Origin of the sequence: Streptomyces sp. NBC_00670, assembly GCF_036226765.1 — a bacterium.
Taxonomy (GTDB): Bacteria; Actinomycetota; Actinomycetes; order Streptomycetales; family Streptomycetaceae; genus Streptomyces.
Genome location: NZ_CP109017.1, coordinates 680,104 through 704,354, shown reverse-complemented (window position 1 = coordinate 704,354; position 24,251 = coordinate 680,104). Strand labels below are relative to the sequence as shown.

21 protein-coding genes and 1 pseudogene are annotated in these 24,251 nt (G+C 72.7%); 12 read left to right on the top strand and 10 right to left on the bottom strand.

From position 1 onward, the window contains the following. Nucleotides 1-804 precede the first annotated feature (804 nt). From OIE12_RS03005 to OIE12_RS02995, 3 genes are all read right to left on the bottom strand, one after another. A complete protein-coding gene (locus OIE12_RS03005; RefSeq protein WP_030378049.1) occupies nucleotides 805-1,425 on the bottom strand; it encodes an L-threonylcarbamoyladenylate synthase in 621 nt (206 codons plus the stop codon). A 133-nt stretch (nucleotides 1,426-1,558) separates the two neighbouring features. Next, on the bottom strand, nucleotides 1,559-2,794 hold the full coding sequence (locus OIE12_RS03000) for an IS701 family transposase (protein ID WP_329131397.1): 1,236 nt from the start codon (nucleotides 2,792-2,794) through the stop codon (nucleotides 1,559-1,561). Nucleotides 2,795-2,911: 117 nt separating this feature from the next. Next, a complete protein-coding gene (locus OIE12_RS02995) occupies nucleotides 2,912-4,039 on the bottom strand; it encodes a PP2C family protein-serine/threonine phosphatase (RefSeq protein ID WP_329131395.1) in 1,128 nt (375 codons plus the stop codon). Between the two features lie 192 nt (nucleotides 4,040-4,231). Between OIE12_RS02995 and OIE12_RS02990 the strand changes: the two genes are divergently transcribed. After that, on the top strand, nucleotides 4,232-5,050 hold the full coding sequence (locus OIE12_RS02990; RefSeq protein ID WP_329131393.1) for an SAM-dependent methyltransferase: 819 nt from the start codon (nucleotides 4,232-4,234) through the stop codon (nucleotides 5,048-5,050). Between the two features lie 104 nt (nucleotides 5,051-5,154). Here the strand turns inward: OIE12_RS02990 and OIE12_RS02985 are convergent, their stop codons facing one another. Next, on the bottom strand, nucleotides 5,155-6,075 hold the full coding sequence (locus OIE12_RS02985) for a helix-turn-helix domain-containing protein (protein WP_329131391.1): 921 nt from the start codon (nucleotides 6,073-6,075) through the stop codon (nucleotides 5,155-5,157). 180 nt (nucleotides 6,076-6,255) lie between these two features. Next, nucleotides 6,256-6,486 carry a DUF397 domain-containing protein gene (locus OIE12_RS02980; RefSeq protein WP_033225643.1) on the bottom strand — a complete coding sequence of 77 codons (231 nt, stop codon included), beginning with the start codon at nucleotides 6,484-6,486 and terminating at the stop codon, nucleotides 6,256-6,258. Between the two features lie 326 nt (nucleotides 6,487-6,812). On the opposite strand from OIE12_RS02980, the gene OIE12_RS02975 reads away from it, so the two are divergent. The 5 genes from OIE12_RS02975 (at nucleotide 6,813) to OIE12_RS02955 (ending at nucleotide 13,108) form a co-directional block, all read left to right on the top strand. Beyond that, entirely contained in the window at nucleotides 6,813-7,352 is a 540-nt protein-coding gene (locus OIE12_RS02975) for a hypothetical protein (protein ID WP_329131388.1), read from the top strand. 214 nt (nucleotides 7,353-7,566) lie between these two features. Continuing rightward, nucleotides 7,567-7,845: a GlsB/YeaQ/YmgE family stress response membrane protein gene (locus OIE12_RS02970; RefSeq protein ID WP_329141710.1), complete on the top strand. Its 279-nt coding sequence runs from the start codon at nucleotides 7,567-7,569 to the stop codon at nucleotides 7,843-7,845. A gap of 129 nt (nucleotides 7,846-7,974) precedes the next feature. Continuing rightward, on the top strand, nucleotides 7,975-10,161 hold the full coding sequence (locus tag OIE12_RS02965) for a serine/threonine-protein kinase (RefSeq protein ID WP_329131386.1): 2,187 nt from the start codon (nucleotides 7,975-7,977) through the stop codon (nucleotides 10,159-10,161). Nucleotides 10,162-10,507: 346 nt separating this feature from the next. Next, on the top strand, nucleotides 10,508-11,803 hold the full coding sequence (locus OIE12_RS02960; RefSeq protein ID WP_329131383.1) for a family 16 glycosylhydrolase: 1,296 nt from the start codon (nucleotides 10,508-10,510) through the stop codon (nucleotides 11,801-11,803). A 102-nt stretch (nucleotides 11,804-11,905) separates the two neighbouring features. Beyond that, nucleotides 11,906-13,108, top strand: a complete 1,203-nt coding sequence (locus OIE12_RS02955) for a glycoside hydrolase family 64 protein (protein ID WP_329131381.1) — start codon at nucleotides 11,906-11,908, stop codon at nucleotides 13,106-13,108. A 54-nt stretch (nucleotides 13,109-13,162) separates the two neighbouring features. On the opposite strand, the gene OIE12_RS02950 is transcribed toward OIE12_RS02955, so the two are convergent. Continuing rightward, complete coding sequence (locus OIE12_RS02950) at nucleotides 13,163-15,208, bottom strand: SpoIIE family protein phosphatase (RefSeq protein WP_329131379.1); 2,046 nt, start codon at nucleotides 15,206-15,208, stop codon at nucleotides 13,163-13,165. Nucleotides 15,209-15,430: 222 nt separating this feature from the next. Here OIE12_RS02950 and OIE12_RS02945 point away from each other — a divergent pair, with 222 nt between their 5' ends. The 4 genes from OIE12_RS02945 to OIE12_RS02930 all read left to right on the top strand — a co-directional run bounded on the left by OIE12_RS02945 (nucleotide 15,431) and on the right by OIE12_RS02930 (nucleotide 19,068). Then, complete coding sequence (locus OIE12_RS02945; protein ID WP_329131377.1) at nucleotides 15,431-15,862, top strand: hypothetical protein; 432 nt, start codon at nucleotides 15,431-15,433, stop codon at nucleotides 15,860-15,862. An 87-nt stretch (nucleotides 15,863-15,949) separates the two neighbouring features. Next, nucleotides 15,950-16,822, top strand: a complete 873-nt coding sequence (locus tag OIE12_RS02940; RefSeq protein ID WP_329131375.1) for an SDR family oxidoreductase — start codon at nucleotides 15,950-15,952, stop codon at nucleotides 16,820-16,822. 94 nt (nucleotides 16,823-16,916) lie between these two features. After that, the gene (locus tag OIE12_RS02935; protein ID WP_329131372.1) at nucleotides 16,917-17,393 is read left to right on the top strand and encodes an SRPBCC family protein; all 477 of its coding nucleotides are present in this window, start codon (nucleotides 16,917-16,919) and stop codon (nucleotides 17,391-17,393) included. 46 nt (nucleotides 17,394-17,439) lie between these two features. After that, nucleotides 17,440-19,068: a phytoene desaturase family protein gene (locus tag OIE12_RS02930; protein WP_329131370.1), complete on the top strand. Its 1,629-nt coding sequence runs from the start codon at nucleotides 17,440-17,442 to the stop codon at nucleotides 19,066-19,068. Between the two features lie 174 nt (nucleotides 19,069-19,242). Here OIE12_RS02930 and OIE12_RS02925 read toward each other — a convergent pair whose 3' ends face one another. From OIE12_RS02925 to OIE12_RS02915, 3 genes are all read right to left on the bottom strand, one after another. Beyond that, a complete protein-coding gene (locus OIE12_RS02925; RefSeq protein ID WP_329131367.1) occupies nucleotides 19,243-19,617 on the bottom strand; it encodes a cytochrome C oxidase subunit I in 375 nt (124 codons plus the stop codon). Beyond that, nucleotides 19,610-21,307, bottom strand: a complete 1,698-nt coding sequence (ctaD, locus tag OIE12_RS02920) for an aa3-type cytochrome oxidase subunit I (protein ID WP_329131365.1) — start codon at nucleotides 21,305-21,307, stop codon at nucleotides 19,610-19,612. Before ctaD ends, OIE12_RS02925 begins: the two co-directional genes overlap by 8 nt. Before the next feature lie 196 nt (nucleotides 21,308-21,503). After that, complete coding sequence (locus OIE12_RS02915) at nucleotides 21,504-21,860, bottom strand: hypothetical protein (protein ID WP_030378065.1); 357 nt, start codon at nucleotides 21,858-21,860, stop codon at nucleotides 21,504-21,506. Between the two features lie 120 nt (nucleotides 21,861-21,980). Here OIE12_RS02915 and OIE12_RS02910 point away from each other — a divergent pair, with 120 nt between their 5' ends. Both OIE12_RS02910 and OIE12_RS02905 read left to right on the top strand, forming a co-directional pair. After that, nucleotides 21,981-23,159, top strand: coding sequence for a spore photoproduct lyase family protein (locus tag OIE12_RS02910; RefSeq protein ID WP_329131361.1), 1,179 nt, complete (start codon nucleotides 21,981-21,983; stop codon nucleotides 23,157-23,159). 211 nt (nucleotides 23,160-23,370) lie between these two features. After that, a complete protein-coding gene (locus OIE12_RS02905) occupies nucleotides 23,371-23,820 on the top strand; it encodes a flavin reductase family protein (RefSeq protein WP_329141709.1) in 450 nt (149 codons plus the stop codon). Nucleotides 23,821-23,929: 109 nt separating this feature from the next. On the opposite strand, the pseudogene OIE12_RS02900 reads toward OIE12_RS02905, so the two are convergent. Continuing rightward, nucleotides 23,930-24,220: pseudogene (locus tag OIE12_RS02900) on the bottom strand (DUF1232 domain-containing protein); the annotation flags it as partial. Nucleotides 24,221-24,251: the final 31 nt, after the last annotated feature.

The following is a 24,251-nucleotide window of genomic DNA, read 5'->3' as shown; positions in this document are numbered from 1 at the left end:
GAGAGCCGATGTACCGCTCCCGCTGGCGCGCCTCCGGTCCGAAGCACGAAATTCCGCTTGCCCTGCCACTCTGCGGCCAAACACCCCCTTTCCGCATCTCGGGAGAGACGCGGCACGGCTCACCTGGGGCTGTGCCTCCACCCACGGGACGCGGGACCGCCCTCCGGCGCGACGCGGAGCGCGGTCGGTGGGAGACTGACGGTGATCAGTGCGCCCCACTCCGTACGGCCCGCTCCCGGCGGCCCCCCTCCGCTTGCGCCCCGGGCGCGGGCCGTACGGAAGCGGGCGTACGGCACGCGCCCGGGGCGGTGAGACCGGCCACCGCCGGGCGGCCCGACGCCCCTGTTCAAAGCCGCCCGCGCCCCCGCATGTGCCAGGCCCCCGCCCGTGACCTGCGTGCGCGCGCGCCCCTGCCGCTGGAAAATGCCGGACGCACAGGCCGGATCGCGTCTGGCGCCCCGTCCCCGGGTGCAGGACCGTGGGTGTGCGGCCGGACGCGCTCCGCGCACCGGCCGCCCGAGGAACCGCCTCCCGTGGGCAGGGAGGCGACGGCCGCCGCCCGCCGTCGCGGGACCGCGGCGGCCGTCGGCGCCACCCGGCCGACCGTCACCCGGCCGCGCGGCCCGCGTTCCGCCACGCCCCGCGTGGACGGTCCCGCGGCACGCGGGCCGGTGGGGCCGCCGGTCCACCCGGCAACGGCCCCACCGGCCGCAGACGTACACCGGCGGCAGGCCCCGCCGCCCCGCGGCCCGCGCCGGCCGCGGACCCAGGCCGACGGCGCCTCCCCTCGGCCCCGCCCGCCGTTCACTCGAACCGGGACGGGTCCCCCGCGCCCCGGCGGACGATCTCCGCCTCGCCGCCCGAGAAGTCGACCACCGTCGTCGGCTCGGTGCCGCAGTCCCCGGAGTCGATCACCGCGTCGACGACGTGGTCGAGCCGCTCCTTGATCTCCCAGCCGACCGTCATCGGCTCCTCCTCGTCCGGCAGCAGCAGCGTGCTGGACAGCAGCGGCTCGCCCAGCTCGGCGAGGAGCGCCTGGGCGACCCGGTGGTCGGGGATGCGCACGCCGACCGTCCGCTTCTTCGGGTGCAGCAGCTTGCGCGGCACCTCGGGGGTGGCCGGCAGGATGAACGTGTAGCTGCCGGGCGTGGACGCCTTCACCGCGCGGAACACGTCGTTGTCGACCCGGACGAACTGGCCGAGCTGTGCGAAGTCCCGGCAGACCAGGGTGAAGTGGTGCCGGCTGTCGAGCTGCCGGATGGTCCGGATCCGCTCCATCCCGTCCCGGCTGCCCAGCCGGCACCCGAGAGCGAAACAGGAGTCCGTCGGATACACCACGAGCGCACCGTCACGAATGCTGTCGGCAACCTGCCCGATGGTGCGCGCCTGGGGGTTGTCCGGATGAACGTCGAAGTACTTCGCCATCCATCGACCCTAGTAGTGCTTCGTTAGGTTCTGGGTCTGATTCTGCGTGTGGTGAGTGGTCGACCGCAGGTGGTGCAGGTGCCGGTCCAGCACCTCAGCAGGTCCTGGAGGACATCGAGGACCTGGTAGAGGGTCAGGCCGGCATGTGGGCTTTTGGGTCGAGCCGCCGGAGGGTGAGGAAGGCCTGGGCGGCGGTGACGAGGGTGACGTGGTGGTGCCAGCCGCGCCAGGTGCGGCCTTCGAAGTGGTCCAGCCCGAGTCCGTGCTTGAGCTCGCGGTAGTCGTGCTCGATGCGCCAGCGCATCTTCGCCCACCGCACCAGGTCAGCGACCGGGGTGGTGGCGGGCAGGTTTGATATCCAGTAGCCGGTCGGAGCGTCCTGGCCGTCCGGCCATTCGACCAGCAGGGTCTGGGAGGGCAGGACTCCGTTCCAGTGGTTGCGGCCGCCGCCCGCCTCCTGGGCAGCGGCCAGGCATTGCTTGCCCGCGGGCCGCACTGTCAGCACCGCGAACCGTGAGGTCATCGCGCCTTTGCTGCCCTGCCTCCAGGTCACCTCGGTGAACCGGCTGGCACTGGCCCGCGCCGCAAGGGCGGAAACGGCTCGGGGTGGGGTGCGGTAGCGGGGCAGGGTCGGCGGTCCGAGCCCGCCGTAGACGGGCTGGTGCGGCTCGACCTCCTCCGGGTGGGCGACTTCCTTGCCGGTCAGCGCGAGGACGTAGGACAGTCCTCGCTTCTCGAGGCCGAGGCGGAAGGGGGTGCTGACGCCGTAGCCGGCGTCGGCGACCACGACCGGCGCCTTCAACCGCCAGTCGGTCAGGCTGTCGAGCAGGCCGAGCGCGAGACGCCACTTCTCCTGGTGGACGACGTCGTCGGGGACTCCGGCCCGGCGGCAGCGGTCCGGTTCGTCCGTCCACTCGCGCGGCAGATACAACTCCCAGTTCAGCGGGCAGGACGCGGTGTCGGTGGCGGCATGGACGCTGACCGCGACCTGGCAGTTCGCGCGTTTGCCGACCGCTCCGCAGTATTGGCGGGCCACCCCGGCCGACGCCTTGCCGCACTTGGGGAACGACACGTCGTCGATCACCCACACCTCAGGAGTGATCACCTCGGACAGCCGCTCAGCGATCCGCTGCCTGACTGGCAGCGGATCCCACGGCGACTGGTTCACGAACTGCTGCAGGGCCTGCATGTTCCCGTCCGGCAGCCGCTCGGCCATCGGCTGGACCGACTTGCGCCGGCCGTCGAGCATCAGGCCCCGCAGATAACACTCGCCCCACCGCCGCTGATCCCGGCGCGGCAACGACCCGAACACATCGGCAACGAACCCCGCCAACTCGCCCCGGAGCCGTTCCACCTCCCCCAGCCTCATCCTGGGAGGCTGCCCACCACCAGCCGAGATCACTCAACGTAACGAAGCACTACTAGGGCCTGTCGTTTGGATCAGCTCGCAGACGCGGGGTCTGGCACGCACATCAAACGACAGACCCTAAGCCTTCGCGCCCTCCGGACCCGGCGACTCGGGGGTCAGCACCAGCATCGTCACGTCGTCGTCGAGCCGCGCGGCGAACCGGCCGAGGTCCGCCCACACCCGCCGGACCGCCGTCGCGGGCGCGATCCCCGCGCCCGCGAGGCCCGCGAGCCGTTCCCCGAGCGGATAGAACCGCCCCGCCGCGTCCCGTGCCTCGGTCACCCCGTCGGTGACCACGAACAACCGGTCGCCGGGCCGCAGCGGCACCCGCACCCCCTCGGGCACCGGTGCCCCCTCGTCCAGTCCGAGACCGAGCGGCGGCGCCTCCGGCACGTCGAGCGCGACCGCCCGCCCGTCGCGCAGCAGCAGGGGCGGCGGCTGCCCGCAGCACATCACGCACACCTCCCGCGCCCCCGCGGAGAACTCCAGCAGCACCGCCGTCGCGAACAGCTCGGCGTGCTCGGTGCCCGCCGTGTCGGTCACCAGCCTGCGGTCCAGCCGGGCCACGACGTCCCGCAGGTCCGGCTGGTCGAGCACCGCCTCCCGGAACGCGCCCAGCAGCGAGACCACCGTCCCGACGGCCGAAAGACCGTGCCCCTGGACGTCGCCCACCACCGCCCGGATCCCGTACGGGCTGTCCCGGATGTCGAAGAAGTCGCCCCCGACCAGCGCCTCCCGCCCGGCCGCCCGGTACAGACCCGCGCACCGCACCGGGCCGACCCGCTCCGGCAGCGGCGGCAGCACGGCGAACTGCGCGGCCTCCGCGACCGTGCGCACGGTGACGAGGTGGGCGTCGCGGCGGCTGCGCACCAGCGCGGCGAAGACGCTGAGGACGGCGACGAAGCAGATGGTCAGCAGGTCGGTGTTGCCGGGATGGTCGACCCGCACCGCCGGGATGTACAGCAGCAGGACGGCCAGAGCGCCGAGGACCCCGGTCGCCAGCGGCCCGTACGACAGCACCGCCAGCGGCGGGACGGCGCCGACGAGGAAGCCGATGTCCAGCGAGTGCCCGCTGACCAGCCCCGCCAGCGAGATCCCCAGCAGCAGGGCGAACGGAAGCAGACGCACGGACCGGGGCGGCGGGGCGCCGCGCAGCCAGCCCCGCTCCTCCCGGCGGTCGCGGCGCAGCGCCACACGCCCGTCCATGGCGTTCCCCTCTGCCGGCCCGGTTCCTCTTCCCCGCCTACGCTCCTACGCGCACGCCCCCGGCGCACCCCGGGCGCGCGAGGACCGTACGGGTCGGGACCGTTCCTCGCGGAACCGTCGAACAGCGGCTGCGGACGCGGTACTGTCTGATGCTGCCGAGCGGCGCACGCGGTACGGATTCTGGGGGAACCAATGCAGCCTGGCAGGGAGTTGTCCAGGGAGATCGACGCGACGGTGCCCACGGCCGCGCGCATGTACGACTACTACCTCGGGGGCAAGGACAACTACGCGGCGGACCGGGCGGCGGTCGACGAACTCGACAAGGTCGTGCCCAGCACGCGCGTGCTGGCCGTGAACAACCGCCGCTTCCTCCAGCGCGTGGTCCGGGTGCTCGCCGAGGACTACGGCATCCGGCAGTTCCTCGACCACGGCTCCGGCCTGCCCACCCAGGACAACGTCCATCAGGTCGCCCAGCGCATCGACCCCGAGTCGCGGGTGGTGTACGTCGACAACGACCCGATGGTGCTGGTGCACGGCCGCGCCCTGCTCGACCAGAACGACCGCACGGCCGTCATCCAGGCGGACATGCGGGACACCGAGGGGATCTTCTCCCACCCGGACACCCGGCGGCTGATCGACTTCTCCGAGCCGGTGGGTGTGCTGTTCGTGTCGGTGATGCACTGCATCCCGGACAGCGACACCGACGGCCCGCTCGCCCTTGCCCGCCGGGTCCGGGAGCGGCTCGCGCCCGGCAGCCTCCTGGTCATGTGCCAGCTCGTGAGCGAGGACCCCGAGGTGCGGGACTTCGTCACCGACTTCATGGACACCACCACGCAGGGCAACTGGGGCCGGGTGCGCCGGGAGCAGGACGTGGCCGAGCTGTTCGAGGGGCTGGAGATCCTGGAGCCGGGGCTGGTGGAGGTGTCCACCTGGCGCCCGGACACCGAGGTGGCGCCCCGGCAGCAGACACAGGAATGGATCGAGTTCGGCGGCGTGGCGCGCGTGCCCTGAGCAGCGGCGTGGCACGCGGAGCCGTGAGGGTGGCGCGCGTGTCCTGAACCGGCGGCGGCCGGGACGTCGGAGGCCGGCCGCCCCGGTCCGGCGATCCGTCGGCGTCAGGACGCCGGGTACCTGCTCTCCACCGTCTCGCGCAGCAGTTCCAGGGACTGCCGGGGATCGAGCGCCTCGTCGGCCAGCCGGTCGAGCGCGAGCCGGTACTCCTCCGTCTCGTCGCGGTCCTCGAGGTAGTTGGCGCTCTTGATGTGCTCCAGGTAGACGACGTCCGGCAGATGCGAGCCGCCGAAGCGCAGGTACGTCACGGGGATGGCCGGGGCGGAGGCCCGGGTGACGTCCAGCGGGATGATCTGCACCGTCACATTCGGCAGCGCGGCCATCTCGATCAGATGCAGCAGCTGCTCCCGCATGATCTCCTTGCTGCCCAGCACCCGCAGCACCACCGACTCGTCCAGGACCGCCCAGAACTGCGGTGCCTCCGGGCGCTCCAGCAGCCGCTTCCGCCGGGTCCGCAGCTCCACACGGCGCTCCACCTCGCTCGCCGGCGCGGTCGGCAGTCCGCGCTCGACGATGGCGCGCGTGTAGGCCGGGGTCTGCAACAGCCCCGGCACGTACTGGATTTCGAACGTACGGATGGCGGCGGCCGCCTCCTGGAGGCCGACCAGCCGGTCGAACCACTCGGGCATCAGCCGCTTGTCGTACCGCTGCCACCAGCCGGGCTCGCCCGCGCGCCGCAGCAGCTTCAACAGCACCGAGGCCTCGTACTCGTTGGCCTTGTACAGGTCGAGCAGTGCGCGCACGTCCGCCTCGACGGGCGGGCGGCGGCCCTTGCCGGCCTCGATGCGGGAGAGCTTGGCGGGGCTGAACCCCAGGGCGCGCGCGGCCTGTTCCTGCGACAGGTGGGCGTCCTCCCGGAAGCCGGTGAGCTGCACGCCGACCAGCATCTTCAGCAGCGTCGGCGCGGGCTCGGTCCGGTCGAGATACGGTTCCAGACGGGAGGCGCGGTGCTGCGTGGAGGACATCTCGGCTCCCAGTCGACCGGCAGGGTACGGGACTGCATTATCGCACCCCGGGCGGCGCCGGCAGCGGAGGACGCCGGAAGTGGCAGGCCCCGGCTCCGCTTCGGCGGCTGCCGGAAGTGCGGGCGCACACCCGGGAGTTGCCGTAGCGGAGCTGTGCCGGGCCCGCACCGGGTCCGGGGCTCACACGAGGTGGTCGAACTCCCCCTCCTTCGCCCCGGCCAGGAACGCGGCGATCTCCGCGGGCGTGTAGACCAGGGCCGGACCGTGGGGATCACGGGAGTTGCGCATCGCGACGCCGCCGTCGGTCAGGGCGGCCACTTCGACGCAGTTGCCCTCCGCGTTGCTGTGCCGGCTCTTGATCCACCGGGCGTCCAACGAGCTTGCCTGCACTCCATTGGCTACGTGGGGCACCGCACTCTCCTTGCTGATGTTCCGTCGTTCCGTGGAACGCGCGCGGGCACTGGCCCGTGGGCGGTCGCCGACCGGGCGGTGGGGACCGCATCCGGCCAACTTCTATGAAATTTCCCGTGCAATTGCACGAACTCACTCTCGGCATGGATAATAGCAGCGGCGTCAACCCCCGCCCTGGCGCCGTCATCTGACGTGACATCAGGCATGTGCCGTGTCGCAGCGGAGCGGGACGCGCACCCTTCGCAGGTTCTCGACCTGCGCGTAACGCCGCGTACGACCCGCTTCGCCGCACAACCGACGTGACTGCCGTGGAAGGGCCCGACATCATGAGCGCCGCTACAACCGAGCAGACCTCAGTGGAGCGCCGGCCGGCGACGCCGGCCGCGGCGGACGTGACGGCACCGCTCAGAAACCTCGCCCGGGTGCCCTGGGGCCGGATCCGGGACTCCCGGGGCTCCGCGGCGGCCGTCCCGTCCCTGCTGAACCTCGTGGCCTGGGGCGACGGTCCCGTGGCCCGCACCGCCCTGGCCGAACTGCGTGAGCGGATCTGCCAGTACGGCTTCGTGGTCGAACAGGCCACCGCGCCCACGGTGCCCTTCCTCTGGGAGATCGCCCGCCTCCCGCACGTCACGTGCCGGGCCGGCGTCGTCGACCTGCTCAGGAACATCGCCGAGGCCCGCCAGTGGGAGCTGACGGCCGCCTCGTACCCGAAACTGCTCCACCAGGGCGAGGACTGGGTCGGCTGGGAGCGGCAGGCACGCCGGGCGGTCCGGGCCGACCGGCACCTCCTCGGCCCGCTGCTCACCGAGAACGACCCGGAGCTCACCACCGCGGCCACGGCGCTCGCCCGCACGCTCCGGGCGTGACCCGGGCGGCGCCGCACCGCTCCGGCCGGGCCCCGCGGGGGAGGGCCCCCGGAGCACCCCGGCGCCGGGTTCCCGTACGAAGCCCTCGGGGGAGGGAGCTTCCGGAAACCCGGCGCCGGACACACGGTGGGTTTGCGACGGCCTTCACGGCGCAGACGGATGAGGAACGCACATGCGACGGCATGTACATCTCATCCAGAGAGTGGAGGACTCCGTGGGCATCATCGCGTGGATCCTGATCGGACTCATCGCCGGCGCCATCGCCAAGCTGCTGCTGCCGGGCAAGGACCCGGGCGGCATCATCATCACCATGCTGATCGGCATCGCCGGCGGTCTGCTGGGCGGCTGGCTCGGCAAGGTCATCTTCGGTGTCGACTCGGTCGACGGCTTCTTCGAACTGTCGACATGGATCGCCGCCATCGTCGGCTCGCTGATCCTGCTCGTGCTCTACCGGCTCGTCACCGGTGACCGCCGCTCGCACCGGCACGCCTGATCCGTCGGTGCCGCGCCCGTCCGGCCCGGACGAACGGGCCGGACCGCGCACCGCCGGCCTCGTCCCCGAGGGCCCCCACGTCAACATGGCATGATGACACGCCAGTTGCCGTTGGGGCCCAGGAGGGGGATGGGGCGGGTGCAGCCGTTCGCGGAGCTGCGGGCGATCGACCCGGAGCAGGTCGGACCGTACCGGCTGGTGGCCAGGCTCGGGTCCGGCGGCATGGGCAGCGTGTACCTGGGGCGGTCGCCCAGTGGCCGGACCGTCGCCGTCAAGGTCGTCCGGCCCGATCTCGCCGAGGAGCCCGGGTTCCGGCGTCGGTTCGCCCGGGAAGTCGCCGCCGCCCGCCGTGTGAACGGCGCCTTCACCGCCGGGGTGGTCGACGCCGACCCGGCCGGAAGCCCGCCGTGGCTGGCCACGGAGTACGTACGGGGCATGGCACTCGGAGCGGCCGTCGAGGCATACGGGCCCTGGCCCGTGCACCACGTGCTGTGGCTGGGCGCGGGCCTGGCCGAGGTGCTGAACCGGATCCACGCCGTCGGCGTGGTGCACCGGGATCTGAAGCCGTCCAACATCCTCCTCGCGCAGGACGGGCCCCGGGTCATCGACTTCGGGATCTCCGCCGTGAGTGAGGCCACCGCGCTGACGCAGACGGGCACGATGGTCGGCACCCCCGGCTACATGTCCCCGGAACAGCTCACGGGCCCGCGGGCGGACCCCGCCGCCGACGTCTTCTCCCTGGGCGCCGTGCTGGTGTACGCGGCCACCGGTGCGGCACCGTTCGGCACCGGCGCGTCGCACGCCGTCGCCTACCGCACGGTGCACGAGCCGCCCGCCCTGGAACGCGTCCCCCCGGCACTGCGCGGCGTGGTGGAGGCATGCCTGGAGAAGGACCCCGGGCGGCGCCCCACCGCGGCCCGGCTCATGGCGGAACTGCTGTCCCGGGCCGAGGGCGGCCACGTCGCCGCGTTCCCCGTGGACGGCGGCTGGCTGCCGCAGGCGGTCGCCCGGATGGTGCCGCAGGCCGGCAGCACCCCACCGGCCTTCGATCCGGCGGAGCCGACGAGCGGCTTCGGGCCGTGGGAGCCCACGCCGGGCGCCGACGGTGCGGCCGTCCCCGGCCCCGGAACCACGGCGCGGGGCGAACCGGCCGCGGGGCGGGCGACCGGAACCACCCGGCGGCGCGCGCTGCTCGGACTGGCGGGTGCCGCCGCCGTGGCGGGAATCGGCGCCGGCGGCCGGCTGTCCGGCATCGGCCGCGGCGGCGCCGCCTCCGCCGCGTCGCGCTCGGCCGGCACCCTGCGGTGGAAGTCGTACGCCGTCGCCGACGCGGACGACGAGACGTCCGACAACGAGGCGGCGACTCTGACCGTCGTCCACGGCCTGCTCCACGTGGCCGGCAGCAGGGCCCTGCACGCGCTGTCCGTCGACAGCGGTGCCAAGAAGTGGACGTACACGCCGGGCCACAAGCGGAAGTCGATCAACCCCGCCGTCGTGGCGGCCGGCGACACGGTCTATCTCGGCGTCGACGGGACGGTGCACGCGCTGCGCGCCGCCACCGGCACCAAGCGGTGGGTCCAGTCCACGGCCGGCGACTACGCCTCCCCGACCGTGCGCGGCGAGGCGCTCTACACCGTCAGCACCGCCGAGAGCGACGAGTCCAAGGGCCGCGCCTGGCTGTACGCGGCCTCCGCGAAAACCGGCGCCGAGAAATGGAGCAGGGAAAGCGAGCAGGACCGGTCGTCCGTGACCGCGGCCGGTGACAGCCTGTACACCAGCACCGACGGTGTGCTCCTCGCGCTGCGCCCCGGCACCGGAGACACCCGCTGGCAGTGCGACACGGGTGCCGACTCGCTCGGCGCCGCGACGGTCGACGGCGGCACGGTCTACGTCAGCGGCGTCGCACCCAATCTGACCGACAGCATCCTGTACGCCGTGTCCGCGGCCACCGGGAGGAAGCTGTGGGACACGCGCGGGAGCGGCACGTTCTTCTCCCCTCCGACGGCGGCCGGCGACACCGTCCTGGTCAGCGAGATGTCGGGCACGGAGCGGAACCTCCTGCGGGCACTGGACGCCAAGTCCGGCAAGGTGATCTGGAAACGCGACCTCGCCACCGACTACCTCACGGGCTCCGTCGTGGCGGACGGCACCGTCTACGTGGTCGGCGACGGCGTGCTGCACGCGCTGCGCGCCGACACCGGCGGAACGGTCTGGCAGTACGCCACCAGGACGGCCGTCCACGCGACCCCCCTGATCGCCGGTGACACCGTCTACCTCTCCACCTCCACGGGCAAGGTCTACGCGATCTGGATCTGACCGCCCGCCGGGCCCAGACACGTGCCGGGGACCCGGCGCGGGTCCGAAACCGCTCCCTAGGGCGCATTCCGGACACCTCACCCCCGGACAGCCGAACGGATCTTCTTAAGCGCGGCTTAAACGCCGGTTAAGCCCTCCTCGCCGACCCGCCCGACTCCACAAAACCCCAGGTCAGAGCAATTCGCGTCGCTCGTGGGGGAGTTGGCGCGCGCAGTCGTCCTGCGTAGCATCGGGATCCCGCCGACGGCTTCCGGCCGCGTTGAGAGCGCTCTCACCCCATGGGTGTGCCCCACCGGACCGGAACCCGCGGCGCCCCGACTCCCCACAAGACAAGGTGTGTTCAGCCATGGCTGCTCATCGCGCACGCCGATGGTCGCTCGGAGGACTGCTCGTCCTGACCGCGGCCGCCCTCGTGACCACGCTCGTCATCATGACGACGACCTCCGGTGCCAACAGGGCCGACGCCGCCCCCGCCGCGGTCTCCTGGTCCGACGACTTCGACGGCGCGGCCGGCAAGGCTCCCGACTCCTCCAAGTGGACGCTCGAGACCGGCGGTTCGGGCAACGGCAACCACGAGCTGCAGTACTACACGAACAGCACGAGCAACGCGTCCCTGGACGGCGAGGGCCACCTGGTCATCACCGCCCGCAAGAACAGCGACTCCGGACTGCAGTGCTGGTACGGCACCTGTCAGTACACCTCGGCGCGGCTGAACACCGCCAAGACGTTCACCCAGGCGTACGGCCACTTCGAGGCCCGCATCAAGATCCCGCGCGGCCAGGGCATGTGGCCGGCCTTCTGGATGCTCGGCGACGACCTCGGCAGCGCCGGCTGGCCGAACAGCGGCGAGATCGACATCATGGAGAACATCGGCAAGGAGCCGGGCACCGTCCACGGCACCATCCACGGCCCCGGCTACTCCGGCAGCGGCGGCATCGGCGCCGGCTACACCCTCCCCGACGGCAAGGCCTTCGCCGACGACTTCCACACCTTCGCCGTCGACTGGAAGCCCGACAGCATCGCCTGGTCGGTGGACGGCAAGGTCTACGAGACCCGCACCCCGGCCGACGTCAACGGCAACAAGTGGGTCTACGACCACCCGTTCTTCATGATCCTCAACCTCGCCGTCGGCGGCGACTGGCCCGGCAGCCCGGACGGCAACACCTCGCTGCCGCAGACCATGGTGATCGACTACGTCCACGTCAGCGCCTCCGACAGCGGCAGCACCACGGGCGGCGGCAGCGGCGGCGGGACCGGCGGGAAGACCGGCGCCATCAAGGGAATCGGCGGCATGTGCGTCGACGTGGCCGGCGGCTCCAGCGCCGACAGCACCCCCATCCAGCTGCACAACTGCACCGGCGTCGACGCCCAGAAGTGGACCCTCGGCAGCGACGGCACCGTCCGCGCCCTGGGCAAGTGCCTGGACGTCCGCGGCGGCGGCACCGCCGACGGCACCCCCGTGCAGCTCTACACCTGCAACGGCACCAAGGCCCAGCAGTGGACGTACACCTCCGCCAAGGACCTCACCAACGTGGGCGCGAACAAGTGCCTGGACGCCACGGGCAACTCCTCCGCCGACGGCACCCGGTTGCAGATCTGGACCTGCGCCGGCACCGCCAACCAGAAGTGGACGGTCGCCTGACCCCACCGGTCGGCTGACCGGTCGAACCACCTGGGCACCCACCCCACCCGCTCACACCCCCACGCACATCCCCACCCCCACCCGCACCGAGGAGCACCGCACATGAGCCCCCGTCACCAGCGCAACCTCACCCGCCGCAAGATCCTGTTCGGTATCGGCGGCGCCGCCGTCGGCATCCCGGCGATCGCCGCCGTCGCCCCGTACGCCCTCGCCGGGCCGGCCGACGAGAAGGCGAAGACCACCGCGGCCGGCGCGCTGCCGCTGACGATCGTCAACAGCACCGGCGAGTACTCCAACGTCTCCGTGCACGTGTACATCGTCGGCAACCAGGACGGGAAGCAGGTCCGCGTCACCCCGGACGGCACGCTCGCCCCGATCGCGCTCTCCGACAACGGCGCCGACGGCTTCACCGACTACGCCATCACCCTGGCGAGCAGCGGCGAGACCAAGCTGTCCCTGCCGTACATGTCCGGCCGCATCTACGTCGCGCTCGGCGAGAAGCTGAAGTTCAAGGCCGTCGCCGACGGCAACGGCAACCCGGCCCTGCAGTACCCGGCCGGCTGGGTCACCTCCGACCCCAACTACAAGGTGCTGCACGACTGCGCGGAGTTCACGTACAACGCCTCCGGCATGTTCTGCAACACCACCATGGTCGACATGTTCAGCGTGCCGATGAGCATCCGGCTCACCGGCGCCAAGGACCAGACGACCGGCACCGTGCGCAGCGGCGGGCGGGCCGCCGCGTTCGCCGCCGTCAAGCAGGTCGCCGAGTTCTCCAAGCTGGTCGTGGACGACACCCGGATCATCGCCCCGGGCCACGGCCTGGACGCGGGGCTGTTCGCCAAGGACTACTTCGCGCCCTACATCGACCAGGCGTGGAGTCTGTACACCGGCAAGGACCTGAAGGTCACCACCAACGCCGGCACGTTCACCGGCCGGGTCCGCGGCGACCAGCTCACCTTCAGCGGGCCCGCCTCGGTCTCCTTCGCCAGGCCGTCCACGCGTGACGTGCTGTTCTGCGACGGTGCTCTGGCCGCCCCCAACGACGGCACCACCGGCCCCGTGGCCGCCGTCCTCGGCGCCGCGTTCAACCGCTCCACGCTGGTCAGCACCGCCGCCCAGCCGACGACGAGCGCCGCCGACTTCTACCAGGGCGACCTGACCAACCACTACTCCAAGGCGATCCACGCGGCCACGGAGGACGGCAAGGCGTACGGCTTCGCCTTCGACGACGTCGCCGACTTCGCCTCGTACATCCAGGACACGGCGCCCACCGGGATCCGGCTGACCCTGACCGGTCTGTAGGAGCCGCTTCCCGGGAGCACCGGCGCGTGAGGGGCCCGAGGTGCGTCGGGCCCCTCACGCGCGCGTGCGCACCAGCACCAGGGCCACGTCGTCGTCCGGTTCGGGGCGCAGCGCGCCGAGCAGCATGTCCCCGATCCGCTCCAGGGGCAGTCGGCAGCCGCGCAGCAGTCGGGTCAGGGCCGTCAGACCGGCGTCGATCGGCTCGCCCCGGTTCTCCACCAGACCGTCGGTGTAGAGGGCGAGCAGGGTCCCCGGCGCCAGTTCGACCTCCACGGTGCCGAAACCGACGCCGCCGACACCGAGCGGCACCCCGGGCGGCACGTCCACGAGTGCGGCCTCCCCGTCGGGGCGCAGCAGCACCGGCGGCAGATGGCCGGCGCTGGACAGCACGCACCGGCCCCGGCGCAGATCGCACACCGCGTACAGACAGGTGGCGATGGTGTCGCCGAGCGAGCCCGTGATGTCGTCGAGGTGGCCGAGCAGCTCGGCGGGCGGCAGATCGAGACGGGCCAGCGCCCGGGTGGCCGTGCTCAACTGCCCCATGATCGCCGCCGCCTGCACGCCCTTGCCCATCACGTCGCCGACGACGAGCGCGGTCCGCCCCGGCCCCAGCGGCAGTACGTCGTACCAGTCGCCGCCGACCTCGCTGAGCGCCGGCAGATAGCGGGCCGCGATGTCCAGCCCCTCGTGCCGGGCGGGCGCGGTCGGCAGCAGGCTGCGCTGGAGCGTGAGCGCGGCGGTCCGCTCCCGCCCGTACAGCCGCGCGTTGTCGATGCACATGGCGGCGCGGGCGGCGAGTTCGCAGGCGAGGACCTGGTCGCCGTCGTCGAAGGGCCGCTCGTTGCGCGTCCGCAGCAGGCTCAGCGTGCCCAGCACCTCGCCGCGGGCCCGCAGCGGCACCGCCAGATAGCTGTGCACCCCGGCCTCGCGCAGTGTCTGGGCGGCGTGCGCGTCCCGGGCGATGCGCCGCATCACCGCCGCGTCGACGTGCTCGATCCGGCACGGCTCCGCCTCGCGCACGCACTCGGTGATCAGCCGCGAGGGGCTGTAGACGGCGAGCTGCCCGACCGGGTCGGCGGCCCGGATGGCGTCGGTGGCGTACCCGGAGGCGACGGCCAGCGCCCGGAACTCGACATGCGTGTCCGCCATGACGGGCGCGACGGTGCCGTGTGCGACCACCGACTCCAGGACGTCCACGGCGGCCAGGTCCGCCAGGTGCGGCACCGTCACATCGGCCAGCTCCCGGGCCGTCTGCCACAGATCGAGCGTGCTGCCGATCCGTGCCCCCGCGTCCGCGATCACCGCGAGCTGCTCCCGCGCCCGCACCACCTCGGAGGCCGCCTGCTGACGCTCTGTGACGTCGATGATCGCCATGGCGATGCCCAGCACCCGGCCGCGCGCGTCCGCGATGCGGTGGTACGACTCGGAGTACGCCCGCTCCCCGGTACCGGCTGCCGTCGTCCCGATCGTCTGCTGGTCGAGCAGCGGCTCGCCCGTCTCCAGCACGCGCCGCATCCGGGCCTCGATGGTCCGCGCGTCGAGCCCCGGCAGCACGTCGGCGAGCCTGCGGCCCACCACCGCGGCCTCGGACAGGCCGTTGATCCGTTCGAGGGCCGGATTGCACCCCACCCACCGCAGCCGGGTGTCGAACACCGCGATGCCGACCGGGGTCTGGTTGACGAGGATGTGGGACAGCGCCAGGTCCCGCTCCACGCCCCGCACGGTACGGGCGTCGGTGGCCAGGCCCAGCATGTGGACCTCGCCCCGGCTGTCGTCCAGCCGCATGGTGCGGAACTCCACCGGATGCTCGGTGCCGTCCTTGTGGCACAGCGGGAACACCCCCGCCCAGCGGTCGCCGGAGCGGACCTGCGCGAACAGCTCACGGCCCCGGTCGCGTTGCGCGGCCGACACCAGGAAGTGGTCGGCGCGCTGCCCCAGGGCCTCCTCCGCCGTGTACCCGAGCAGGCGTTCGGCCTCCGGGCTCCACAGCACGATGTGCCCCTCGGCGTCCAGCACGACGGCCGCGACCTGCAACAGGTCGAGCAGCGCGCCCGGCGCCGCGGGCATCTCGTCGCCGGCCGAGTCCGGATACACACGCATCTCCGCCGCTCCTTCCGGCGCGGCAACGGCACCGCCAAGATCTCCCGTGCGGGTCATCCGATTACGTCACAGGACGGCCGCCGGGGCAACACCGGGGAGCGAAGCCCGGCGGGTCGGGAGGCAGGAACCGGCGTCCGGGCGGGTAGGGATATCAGTGCGCCCTGACCGAGGCGCCCGCCGTCCCCACGGCAGCAGCCCCCCACACACGAAGGAAAACCGCCCGTGGCACTCGCACATCCAGAGGTCCCCGCAGCCCGCCGTCCCGGACGGATCTGGACGGTCCGGGTCACCGGCCACAGCGACCGGTCCGCCTCCGTCGTCTGCAGCGCCGCCTGCCGGATGCCGCCCCGCTCCCGCGACGTCACCGCCCTGCGCCGCTTCGCCGAGGCCCACGCCGCCGCCCACGCCAAGGCGGCGACGGTACGCGGCGACGCGTCCTGCCAGTGCCGGGTCCAGCAGTGCTCCGCCCACCAGGGCACGAAGGTGCTGTGCGGCGGCACGGTCCTGCTGGTCCTGCGCCACAACCCCGCGGTCGGCCGCGTCTGGACGCTGGCCGAGGTCTGCGAACGCTGCGCCCCCCTGATGACCCACGCGAGGGTGGTCGGCCGCGCGGCCGAGAGGGGCGCCATGACGGGACCGACGCGCATGACGTGAGCGCAGCCCTCCCACAGCACCCCGGGTTACCCCGACCCGTACCCGGACACCCGGAGGGCCGACGACATCGGCCCTCCGGGAGACACCGTGCCAGACAGCCCCCTCACCGACCGCACCGTCGTGGTCACCGGCGCCGCCCGCGGCATCGGCGCCGAACTCGCCCGCGAGCTCGCCCACCGCGGCGCCCGCCTCGCCCTCCTCGGCCACGAGCGCGCCGCGCTGGAGCGGCTGGCCGCCGAACTCCCCACCCCCGCCCTCGCCCACGAGACGGACGTCACCGACACCGCGGCCCTGGACACCGCCGCCGAGGAGATCCGCCGCCGCCTCGGCCCGCCGTCCGCCGTCGTCGCCAACGCCGCCGTCGCCGAGGCCGGCGCCTTCCTCGACACCGACCCCGCCCACTGGCAGCGCATCATCGACGTCAACCTCACCGGCAGCGCCAACACCGCCCACGCCTTCCTCCCCGACCTGCTGCGCACCGCCGGCTACCACCTCCAGATCGGCTCGCTCGCCTCGATCGGCGCGGCCCCCATGATGAGCGCCTACTGTGCCTCGAAGGCCGGCGTCGAGGCCCTCGCCCACTCCCTGCGCGCCGAACTCGCCCACCACGGCGTGGCGGTGGGCATCGCCTACCTCGGCTGGACCGACACCGACATGATCCGCGACGGCGAGCGCCACGCCGCCCTGCACGAGCTGCGCACCCACATGCCCCCGCCGGCCCACCGGATCACCCCGGCCCGTACGGTCGCCGTCCGGCTGGCCGACGCCGTCGAGCGCCGGCGCACCGCCGTGTACGTACCGGGCTGGCTGCGCGCGGTTCAGCTGGTGCGCGCGGCGGTGCCCCCGGTCGTGCTCCGCGCCACGCGCCGGGAACTGCCCCGGACGGCCGCCCGCCAGGACGTCCGCCCGACGGGCCTGCTGGGCGGCGGCGGCCGCGCCGACCGCACCGCCGCCGAGTGAGGCCCGACCGCGCACGGTTCAACGACGGCCGCGCGGGAACCCGGCGTCCGACCACCGTGTGCCACCGGCACACCCGAGCCTCGCGGAGGTGTCCGTGGCCGTACGCCACCGGCTGATCAAGACCGCACCGGAGCACGTCTGGACCGTGCTGGCCGACGGCACCCGGTACGCCGAATGGGTGGTCGGGACGTCGTCCTCCACACCCGTGCGCGGCGACTGGCCCGAGCTGGACTCCGCGCTCCGGTACGAGGTCCGCCTCGGCCCGCTGACGTTCACCAACGAGACGGTCGTACGGCGGTGCGTCGAGGGCAGCGTCCTGGAACTGGAGGCGCACGCCGGACCGCTCGGCACCGCCCGCATCGCCATCGAACTGCGCTCCTGGGGCGAGTACACCCTGGTGATCGTCGACGAACACCCCCTGCAGGGCGCCGGCCGCGCCATGCACAACATGGCCGTCGAGACGGTGATCCAGCTGCGCCACCGCCCAATGCTGGCCCGGCTCGCGAAGGTCTGCGAGAAGACGGGCGACGAGATCGACGGGGCCCGCGCCGAGCGGACGACGGCCTCATGAGCCGCACGGGGAACAGCCGGGCGACGCGGCGGACGAGGAGGCGGTCATGCCGGACGCCGTGGTGATCGGCGCGGGACCCAACGGGCTGGTCGCCGCCAACCTGCTCGCCGACGCCGGCTGGAGCGTGGAGGTCCTGGAGGAACAGGACGAACCCGGCGGCGCCGTCCGGCACGACCGGAACGTGCACCCCGACTTCGTCAACGACCTGTTCAGCTCGTTCTACCCGCTGGCCGCCGCCTCGCCGGTCATCGCCGGCCTCGAACTGGAGCGCCACGGGCTGCGCTGGGCGCACGCGCCCCGGGTACTGGCCCATCCCCGCAGCGACGGCAGGTGCGCCGTGCTGGGCCGGAACATCGACGACACCGCCGCCTCCCTGGACACCTTCGCCGACGGCGACGGGGACGCCTGGCGCGAGCTGACGTCCGTGTGGGAACGCGTCCGCCCCGATCTGGTGGACGCCCTGTTCACCCCGTTCCCGCCGGTCCGCGCGGGCGCCAAGCTGGCACTGCGGCTGCGCGGGGCGGGCGGACTGCGGCTGGCCCGCTCCCTGGTGCTGCCGGTGCGCCGGCTGGGGGAGGAGGAGTTCCGCGGCGAGGGCGGCGGACTGCTGCTGGCGGGCAACGCCCTGCACGCCGACCTCGCCCCCGAGTCCGCGGGCAGCGGCGGCTTCGGCTGGCTGATGACCATGCTCGGCCAGACGTACGGCTTCCCCGTGCCCGCCGGTGGCTCGGGCGCCTTCACCGACGCGCTGGTGCGCAGACTGCGGCAGCACGGCGGCACCCTGCGGTGCGGACAGCGCGTGGAACGGGTTGTCGTCCGCGGCGGCCGGGCGGTCGCGGTGCGCACCGCCGGCGGCGAGACGGTGGCGGCCCACCGCGCCGTACTCGCCGACGTGGCGGCCCCCGCGCTCTACGGCGGCCTGGTCGAGCCCGAGCACCTTCCCGCGCAGCTCATGGACGACCTGCGGCGGTTCCAGTGGGACTTCGCCACCTTCAAGGTCGACTGGGCGCTGGACGGTCCCGTGCCGTGGGCGCAGGAGGCGGCGTCCCTGGCGGGCACCGTGCATCTCGCGGACGGCATCGACGAGTTGACCCGGTTCGCCGCCCAGATCGCCAGGAAACTGATCCCGGACCGGCCGTTCTGCGTCTTCGGCCAGATGACCACCAGCGACCCGCCGCGCTCCCCCCGGGGCACCGAGTCCGCCTGGGCCTACACCCATGTGCCGCACCTGGTCACGGGCGACGCCGGGGACGAGGGGCTGACGGGAGCATGGGACGCCAAGGAGCAGCAGCTCATGGCGGACCGCGTCGAACGGCAGGTGGAGCGGTTCGCCCCCGGGTTCCGTTCGCTGATCCGCGCCCGGCGGATCCTGGCGCCGCCGACCCTGCAGTCGATGGACGCCAACCTCCAGGACGGCGCCATCAACGGCGGTACCACCGCCATGCACCAGCAGCTCGTCTTCCGCCCCGTCCCCGGCACGGGGCGCGCGGAGACGCCGATCGGCCGGCTGTATCTGGCCTCCGCGAGCGCCCACCCGGGCGGCGGGGTGCACGGTGCCCCCGGCGCGAACGCCGCCCGCGCCGCGCTGCGCCAGTACGCGCCCACGCCGCTGACCCGGCTCGAACGCGTCCTGACCCGTCGCAACCGCAAGGGGAGGGTCGAGCGCGCGGACTGAGCCCCACGGGGCGCGCGAGGCGCACCCGGGGTGTGAAACGAGTGGCAGGAACGTTCCTGCGCACCTCTTGCCCCGGACCGGTACGGCAAGGTCACAATGATCCCGGCGAACGGGGCCGGCCCACCATCCGCATCGGGGCCGGCCCTGTCCGTCCTGTTCGGCGGGGCCGCGCCGTCACGGCAGGCAGCGCAGGACGACGGCGGCGACCAGGGCCAGGGCCGCGAACGAGACCGCCGCGGCGACGCACCGCACCCGCAGCTGCCGGTACCGCTCCTCGTACTCCTGCCGGATGGCGGTGATCCGCCGGGCGATGCGCTGCAGATCGCCCCGGGCCCGGGCCAGGCAGTCGCCGGTGTACCGGTTCTCGAGCTCGGCCCGCTGCGCCGTGGTCAGCCACTCCAGGGGCGCGGTGAAGGCACGGGCGCGGTCCTCGGCCTCGGCCACCCGCGCCTGCCACAGCAGATACCCCTCCACCTGGTTGACGAGGCCGGGCCCCTCGTCGTGCGCCGGGCCCGGCCTCGTCTCCCCCTCCGTGTTCCGTTCAGACACGGGGGCGGCCGGTCTCGGGCTCGATCTCCTGCACCGCGATGTCCCGGTGGTGCAGATCGAAGGCCGGGGACTCGGAACGGATCAGCGGCAGGCACTCGAAGTTGTGCCGCGGCGGCGGGCAGGAGGTCGTCCACTCCAGCGAACGGCCGTACCCCCACGGGTCGGGCACGCCCACAGGCTTGCCGTAGTGGGCCGTGCGCCAGACGTTGTAGAGGAACGGCAGCATCGACAGACCGAGCAGGAAGGAGCCGATGCTGGAGATGGTGTTGAGCCAGGTGAAGCCGTCCGCCGCGAGATAGTCGGCGTACCGGCGCGGCATGCCCTCCACGCCCAGCCAGTGCTGGATCAGGAATGTGGTGTGGAAGCCCACGAAGAGCATCCAGAACGTCATCTTGCCCAGCCGCTCGTCCAGCATCTTGCCGGTGAACTTGGGCCACCAGAAGTGGAAGCCGGCGAACATCGCGAAGACGACGGTGCCGAAGACGACGTAGTGGAAGTGCGCGACGACGAAGTAGGAGTCCGACACCTCGAAGTCCAGCGGAGGAGAGGCGAGCAGGACGCCGGTCAGACCGCCGAAGAGGAAGGTGACGAGGAAGCCCGTCACCCACAGCATCGGTGTCTCGAAGGTGAGGGAGCCCTTCCACATCGTGCCGATCCAGTTGAAGAACTTCACCCCGGTCGGCACCGCGATCAGGAAGCTCATGAACGAGAAGAACGGCAGCAGTACCCCGCCGGTGACGAACATGTGGTGCGCCCACACGCTGACGGACAGCCCGGTGATGGAGATGGTCGCGCCGACCAGACCCATGTAGCCGAAGATCGGCTTGCGGGCGAAGACGGGGATCACCTCCGTCACGATGCCGAAGAACGGCAGCGCGATGATGTACACCTCCGGATGCCCGAAGAACCAGAACAGGTGCTGCCACAGCAGTGGTCCGCCGTTGGCGGCCTCGAAGACGTGCGCCCCGAACTTGCGGTCGACCTCCAGGGTGAGCAGTGCGGCGGCCAGCACCGGGAAGGCGAACAGCACCAGCACGCTGGTGAGCAGGACGTTCCAGGTGAAGATCGGCATCCGGAACATCGTCATGCCGGGGGCACGCATGCAGATGATCGTGGTGATGAAGTTGACCGCGCCGAGGATCGTGCCGAAGCCGGACAGTCCCAGGCCCAGGATCCACATGTCGTGGCCGACGCCCGGCGAGTGCACCATGTCGGTCAGCGGGCTGTAGGCGAACCAGCCGAACGAGGCGGCGCCGTCCGGGGTCAGAAAGCCGCCGACCGCGATGAGCGAACCGAACAGGTAGAACCAGTAGGCCAGCATGTTCAGCCGGGGGAACGCCACATCGGGCGCGCCGATCTGCAACGGCATGATCCAGTTGGTGAAGCCGGAGAACAGCGGGGTCGCGAACATCAGCAGCATCACGGTGCCGTGCATCGTGAATGCCTGGTTGTACTGCTCGTTGGAGAGGAGCTGCAACCCGGGGCGGGCCAGTTCGATGCGGAGGAAGAGGGCCATCACCCCGCCGAGCAGGAAGAACGCGAACGACGTGATCAGGTAGAGGGAGCCGATGGTCTTGTGGTCGGTCGTCGTCAGCCACTTCACCACCACCGCGCCGGGACGCGGACGCGGAGGGGGTGCGGACTCACCCGGGACAGACGTGACCTGCCCGGCTTGCTCGGTGTGTGTCATCGGCGGCTTGCTCTCGTGGGACGCCAGGGAGACCTGCGCGGGCGCCGGGGCGAGGCCCCGGGCACCACATGTCGCATCCTCTCCGTGCGTCCGGGGCGCCGGGGCGTTCATTGCCCCCAATGGGTGCCCCGCCGCCGCTAATCCACCCGAAAGGCCCAACGGGACGGGGCCCGGTACCTCCTGAGCCCGGTACCTCCTAGGACTCGTCCGTCGCGCGCGACAGCCGCAGCGCCAGATCCTGGAGCAGCGACGCCGTCGTGACGTCCGTCCGGCCCGCGTCATGGACCTCCGCCAGTTCGGAGAAGAGGAAGGCGAACGCTCCCACCAGGGAGATGGCCGCCGGCAGATACGCGTCCGCGACCGCCTGCCCGGCCTCCGTGGGCCCCGCGTCCGCGGGCACCTCCACCGTCGGGAAGACCTCCGTCACCAGCGAGCCGAGCTGGCTCTCCGCCGGGTCCAGCTCCGCGTCCTGGTCCTGGGCGATCCGGCGCGTCAGCGCGTTCGTCTCGGTCAGCACGCCGATGGCCCGCAGGATGATCTCCGTCTGCTTCATGGGGAGAGCGTAGGGGCAGGAAGCCGCACGGGGGACGGGGCCCCTCGTACCCTGGGGGCGAAGGGGTCGACATGTCGACCCCGTCCGTTCCCCCCGCCCACCTGGTCCCGGAGCCCGACGATGAGCACCCCCGCATCCCGGCGGCCCGCCGGAGAGGCCGACGCCCTGTTCGGCCTCGACGAGCTGCCGGCGCCTCCGGCGTCCCCGGCGGGCGCCGCCCCCTTCCGGGACTCGCCCGAGGCGCGCCGCATGCTCGCCGTCCGGGAGATCCACGCCGAACCCGCCGCGGCCGCCTCCCCGCGCGGCCGGCAGATCCTGGCCCGCTTCCCCGACGCCCGGGTGACCGAGGTCGACTCGCACTGGCGCATCCCTGACCTGCACGGCAACGCGGGCAACGTCGAGCGGTGGGTGCGCGTCAAGCGCGAGACGCTCGTCCTCGGCGTACGGAAGAAGCTGGTGACGCGCCCCAACGGCCGCTCCGCCGACTGGATCGCCCCCGGCCCGTCCAACGGCTGCGCCATGGCCTGCGCCTACTGCTACGTGCCGCGCCGCAAGGGCTACGCCAACCCCATCACCGTCTTCACCGACATCGAGCGGACCGTCGCCCACCTCGGCCGCCACGTCGCCGCGCAGGGCCGCAAGACGGAACCGAACCAGTGCGACCCCGAGGCGTGGGTCTACGACATCGGGGAGAACGGCGACTGCGCGGTCGACGCCCTCGTCTGCGACAACACCGCCGACCTCGTCGCCGCCTTCCGCCGCTGGCCCACCGCCAAGGCCTCCTTCGCCACCAAGTTCGTCAACCCCGACCTGCTGGCCCTGGACCCGCGCGGGCGGACCCGGATCCGCTTCTCGGTGATGCCGGCGGAGGACTCCCGGGTGCTCGACGTGCGCACCAGCCCCGTCGCCCGGCGGATCGCCGCCGCCGGGGACTTCCTCGACGCCGGGTACGAGGTCCACTTCAACCTCTCGCCGGTGGTGATCCGGCCCGGCTGGCGGCAGGCCTGGGCGGAGCTGCTCGAGCACATGGACGACGTCCTGCCGGCCCGGGTCAAGGAACAGGCCCGCGCCGAGGTGATCATGCTCACGCACAACGCGCCCCTGCACGAGGTCAACCTCGGCTGGCACCCGCGCGCCGAGGAACTGCTCTGGACGCCCGCCATCCAGCAGCCCAAGCGCTCCCAGAACGGCGACACCAACGTGCGGTACCGCAACGACGTCAAGCGCGACGCGGTGGACACGCTGCGCTCGCTCGTCGCCCGGCACGCGCCCTGGCTGGACGTCCGCTACGCGTTCTGAGCACGTTCCATGAGCGGGGTGCACGCTGCCGTGCCGGTCACGGGCGTGGGGTGACCGCTGGGCGCGCCGATGTCCGCGCCGGGCCTGCGGGGAGCGCCCCGGGTCCGGCCGACGACTGAGTTCGCGGGGGCGGTTCCCGGGCAGGGAGGGAGGTGAGAGGGAGGGGATCGTCGTGGACCTCGACGCGTTCATCGGCCGGCTGGACCCCGAGATGTACGTGGTGACCGCCGTCGCCGGCGGGGAACGGGCGGGGTGTCTGGTGGGGTTCGCCTCCCAGACCTCGATCGAACCGGTGCGGTTCATGGTCTGGCTGTCCAAGCGGAACCGCACCTGCCGTGTGGCCCGGTCGGCCGACCGGCTCGCCGTACACCTGCTCGGCCGGCACCAGCGCGCGCTCGCCGAACTGTTCGGGGGCGAAACCGGGGACGACACGGACAAGTTCGCCCGCACCGGCTGGGACCCCGGCCCGGACGGCACCGCCGTCCTGCGGGAGCCGGTCGCGTGGTGCGTCGGCGCCGTCGAGCGGCGCGTCGACGGGGGAGACCACGTCGGTCATCTGCTGACCCCGCTGTGGGGCGGCGGACGGCCGGCGGAGGAGGGGGAGCGGGTGTTCCGGCTGTCGGACGCGGCGGGCATCACGCCCGGGCATCCGGCGGACTGATCCGCTCGGTCGCCGCCCGCCCGGTCTCGCGTCCCGTCTCCCACTCGGTCCCAGGTCCGGTCTCCCGCCCGGCCCCGCGTCCGGGGAACCGCCCGGTGCTCCCCTGCCCGGGGAGCCGCCCGGTGCGCCGCGCCGCCCGCAGCGGCGCGCTCACCGAGCGCAGAGCGAGGAGCAGGACGCCGATGTCGTCCAGGTAGACCGGGTCCGGCAGCACGTCGGTCGGCAGGACCAGGTAGAGCACCGCGCCCCAGAAGACCCAGCGCGGCCCGGTCGGCAGCCCCGCCCGCCGCAGCTCGCGGCGCGTGCGCACAAGGCGCAGCAGCAGAGCGACGGCGACACCGAGAACGGCCGCGCAGACGAGCGCGACCACGACGATCAGCGTCCAGGTACTGGAATCCATGCGCCCTTCCCGGGGTCCGTCTCCTGCGGAG

What these genes read in the sequence shown, in the direction of transcription:
- OIE12_RS02995 (WP_329131395.1), bottom strand. Translation starts at nt 4,039, where the DNA reads ATGGACGGGCGTGTGGCGCTGCGCCGCGACCGCCGGGAGGAGCGGGGC.
- OIE12_RS02985 (WP_329131391.1), bottom strand. Translation starts at nt 6,075, where the DNA reads ATGTCCTCCACGCAGCACCGCGCCTCCCGTCTGGAACCGTATCTCGAC.
- OIE12_RS02960 (WP_329131383.1), top strand. Translation starts at nt 10,508, where the DNA reads ATGGCTGCTCATCGCGCACGCCGATGGTCGCTCGGAGGACTGCTCGTC.
- OIE12_RS03000 (WP_329131397.1), bottom strand. Translation starts at nt 2,794, where the DNA reads ATGAGGCTGGGGGAGGTGGAACGGCTCCGGGGCGAGTTGGCGGGGTTC.
- OIE12_RS02955 (WP_329131381.1), top strand. Translation starts at nt 11,906, where the DNA reads ATGAGCCCCCGTCACCAGCGCAACCTCACCCGCCGCAAGATCCTGTTC.
- OIE12_RS02905 (WP_329141709.1), top strand. Translation starts at nt 23,371, where the DNA reads ATGTACGTGGTGACCGCCGTCGCCGGCGGGGAACGGGCGGGGTGTCTG.
- OIE12_RS03005 (WP_030378049.1), bottom strand. Translation starts at nt 1,425, where the DNA reads ATGGCGAAGTACTTCGACGTTCATCCGGACAACCCCCAGGCGCGCACC.
- OIE12_RS02910 (WP_329131361.1), top strand. Translation starts at nt 21,981, where the DNA reads ATGAGCACCCCCGCATCCCGGCGGCCCGCCGGAGAGGCCGACGCCCTG.
- OIE12_RS02915 (WP_030378065.1), bottom strand. Translation starts at nt 21,860, where the DNA reads ATGAAGCAGACGGAGATCATCCTGCGGGCCATCGGCGTGCTGACCGAG.
- ctaD (WP_329131365.1), bottom strand. Translation starts at nt 21,307, where the DNA reads ATGACACACACCGAGCAAGCCGGGCAGGTCACGTCTGTCCCGGGTGAG.
- OIE12_RS02930 (WP_329131370.1), top strand. Translation starts at nt 17,440, where the DNA reads ATGCCGGACGCCGTGGTGATCGGCGCGGGACCCAACGGGCTGGTCGCC.
- OIE12_RS02975 (WP_329131388.1), top strand. Translation starts at nt 6,813, where the DNA reads ATGAGCGCCGCTACAACCGAGCAGACCTCAGTGGAGCGCCGGCCGGCG.
- OIE12_RS02950 (WP_329131379.1), bottom strand. Translation starts at nt 15,208, where the DNA reads ATGCGTGTGTATCCGGACTCGGCCGGCGACGAGATGCCCGCGGCGCCG.
- OIE12_RS02990 (WP_329131393.1), top strand. Translation starts at nt 4,232, where the DNA reads ATGCAGCCTGGCAGGGAGTTGTCCAGGGAGATCGACGCGACGGTGCCC.
- OIE12_RS02965 (WP_329131386.1), top strand. Translation starts at nt 7,975, where the DNA reads ATGGGGCGGGTGCAGCCGTTCGCGGAGCTGCGGGCGATCGACCCGGAG.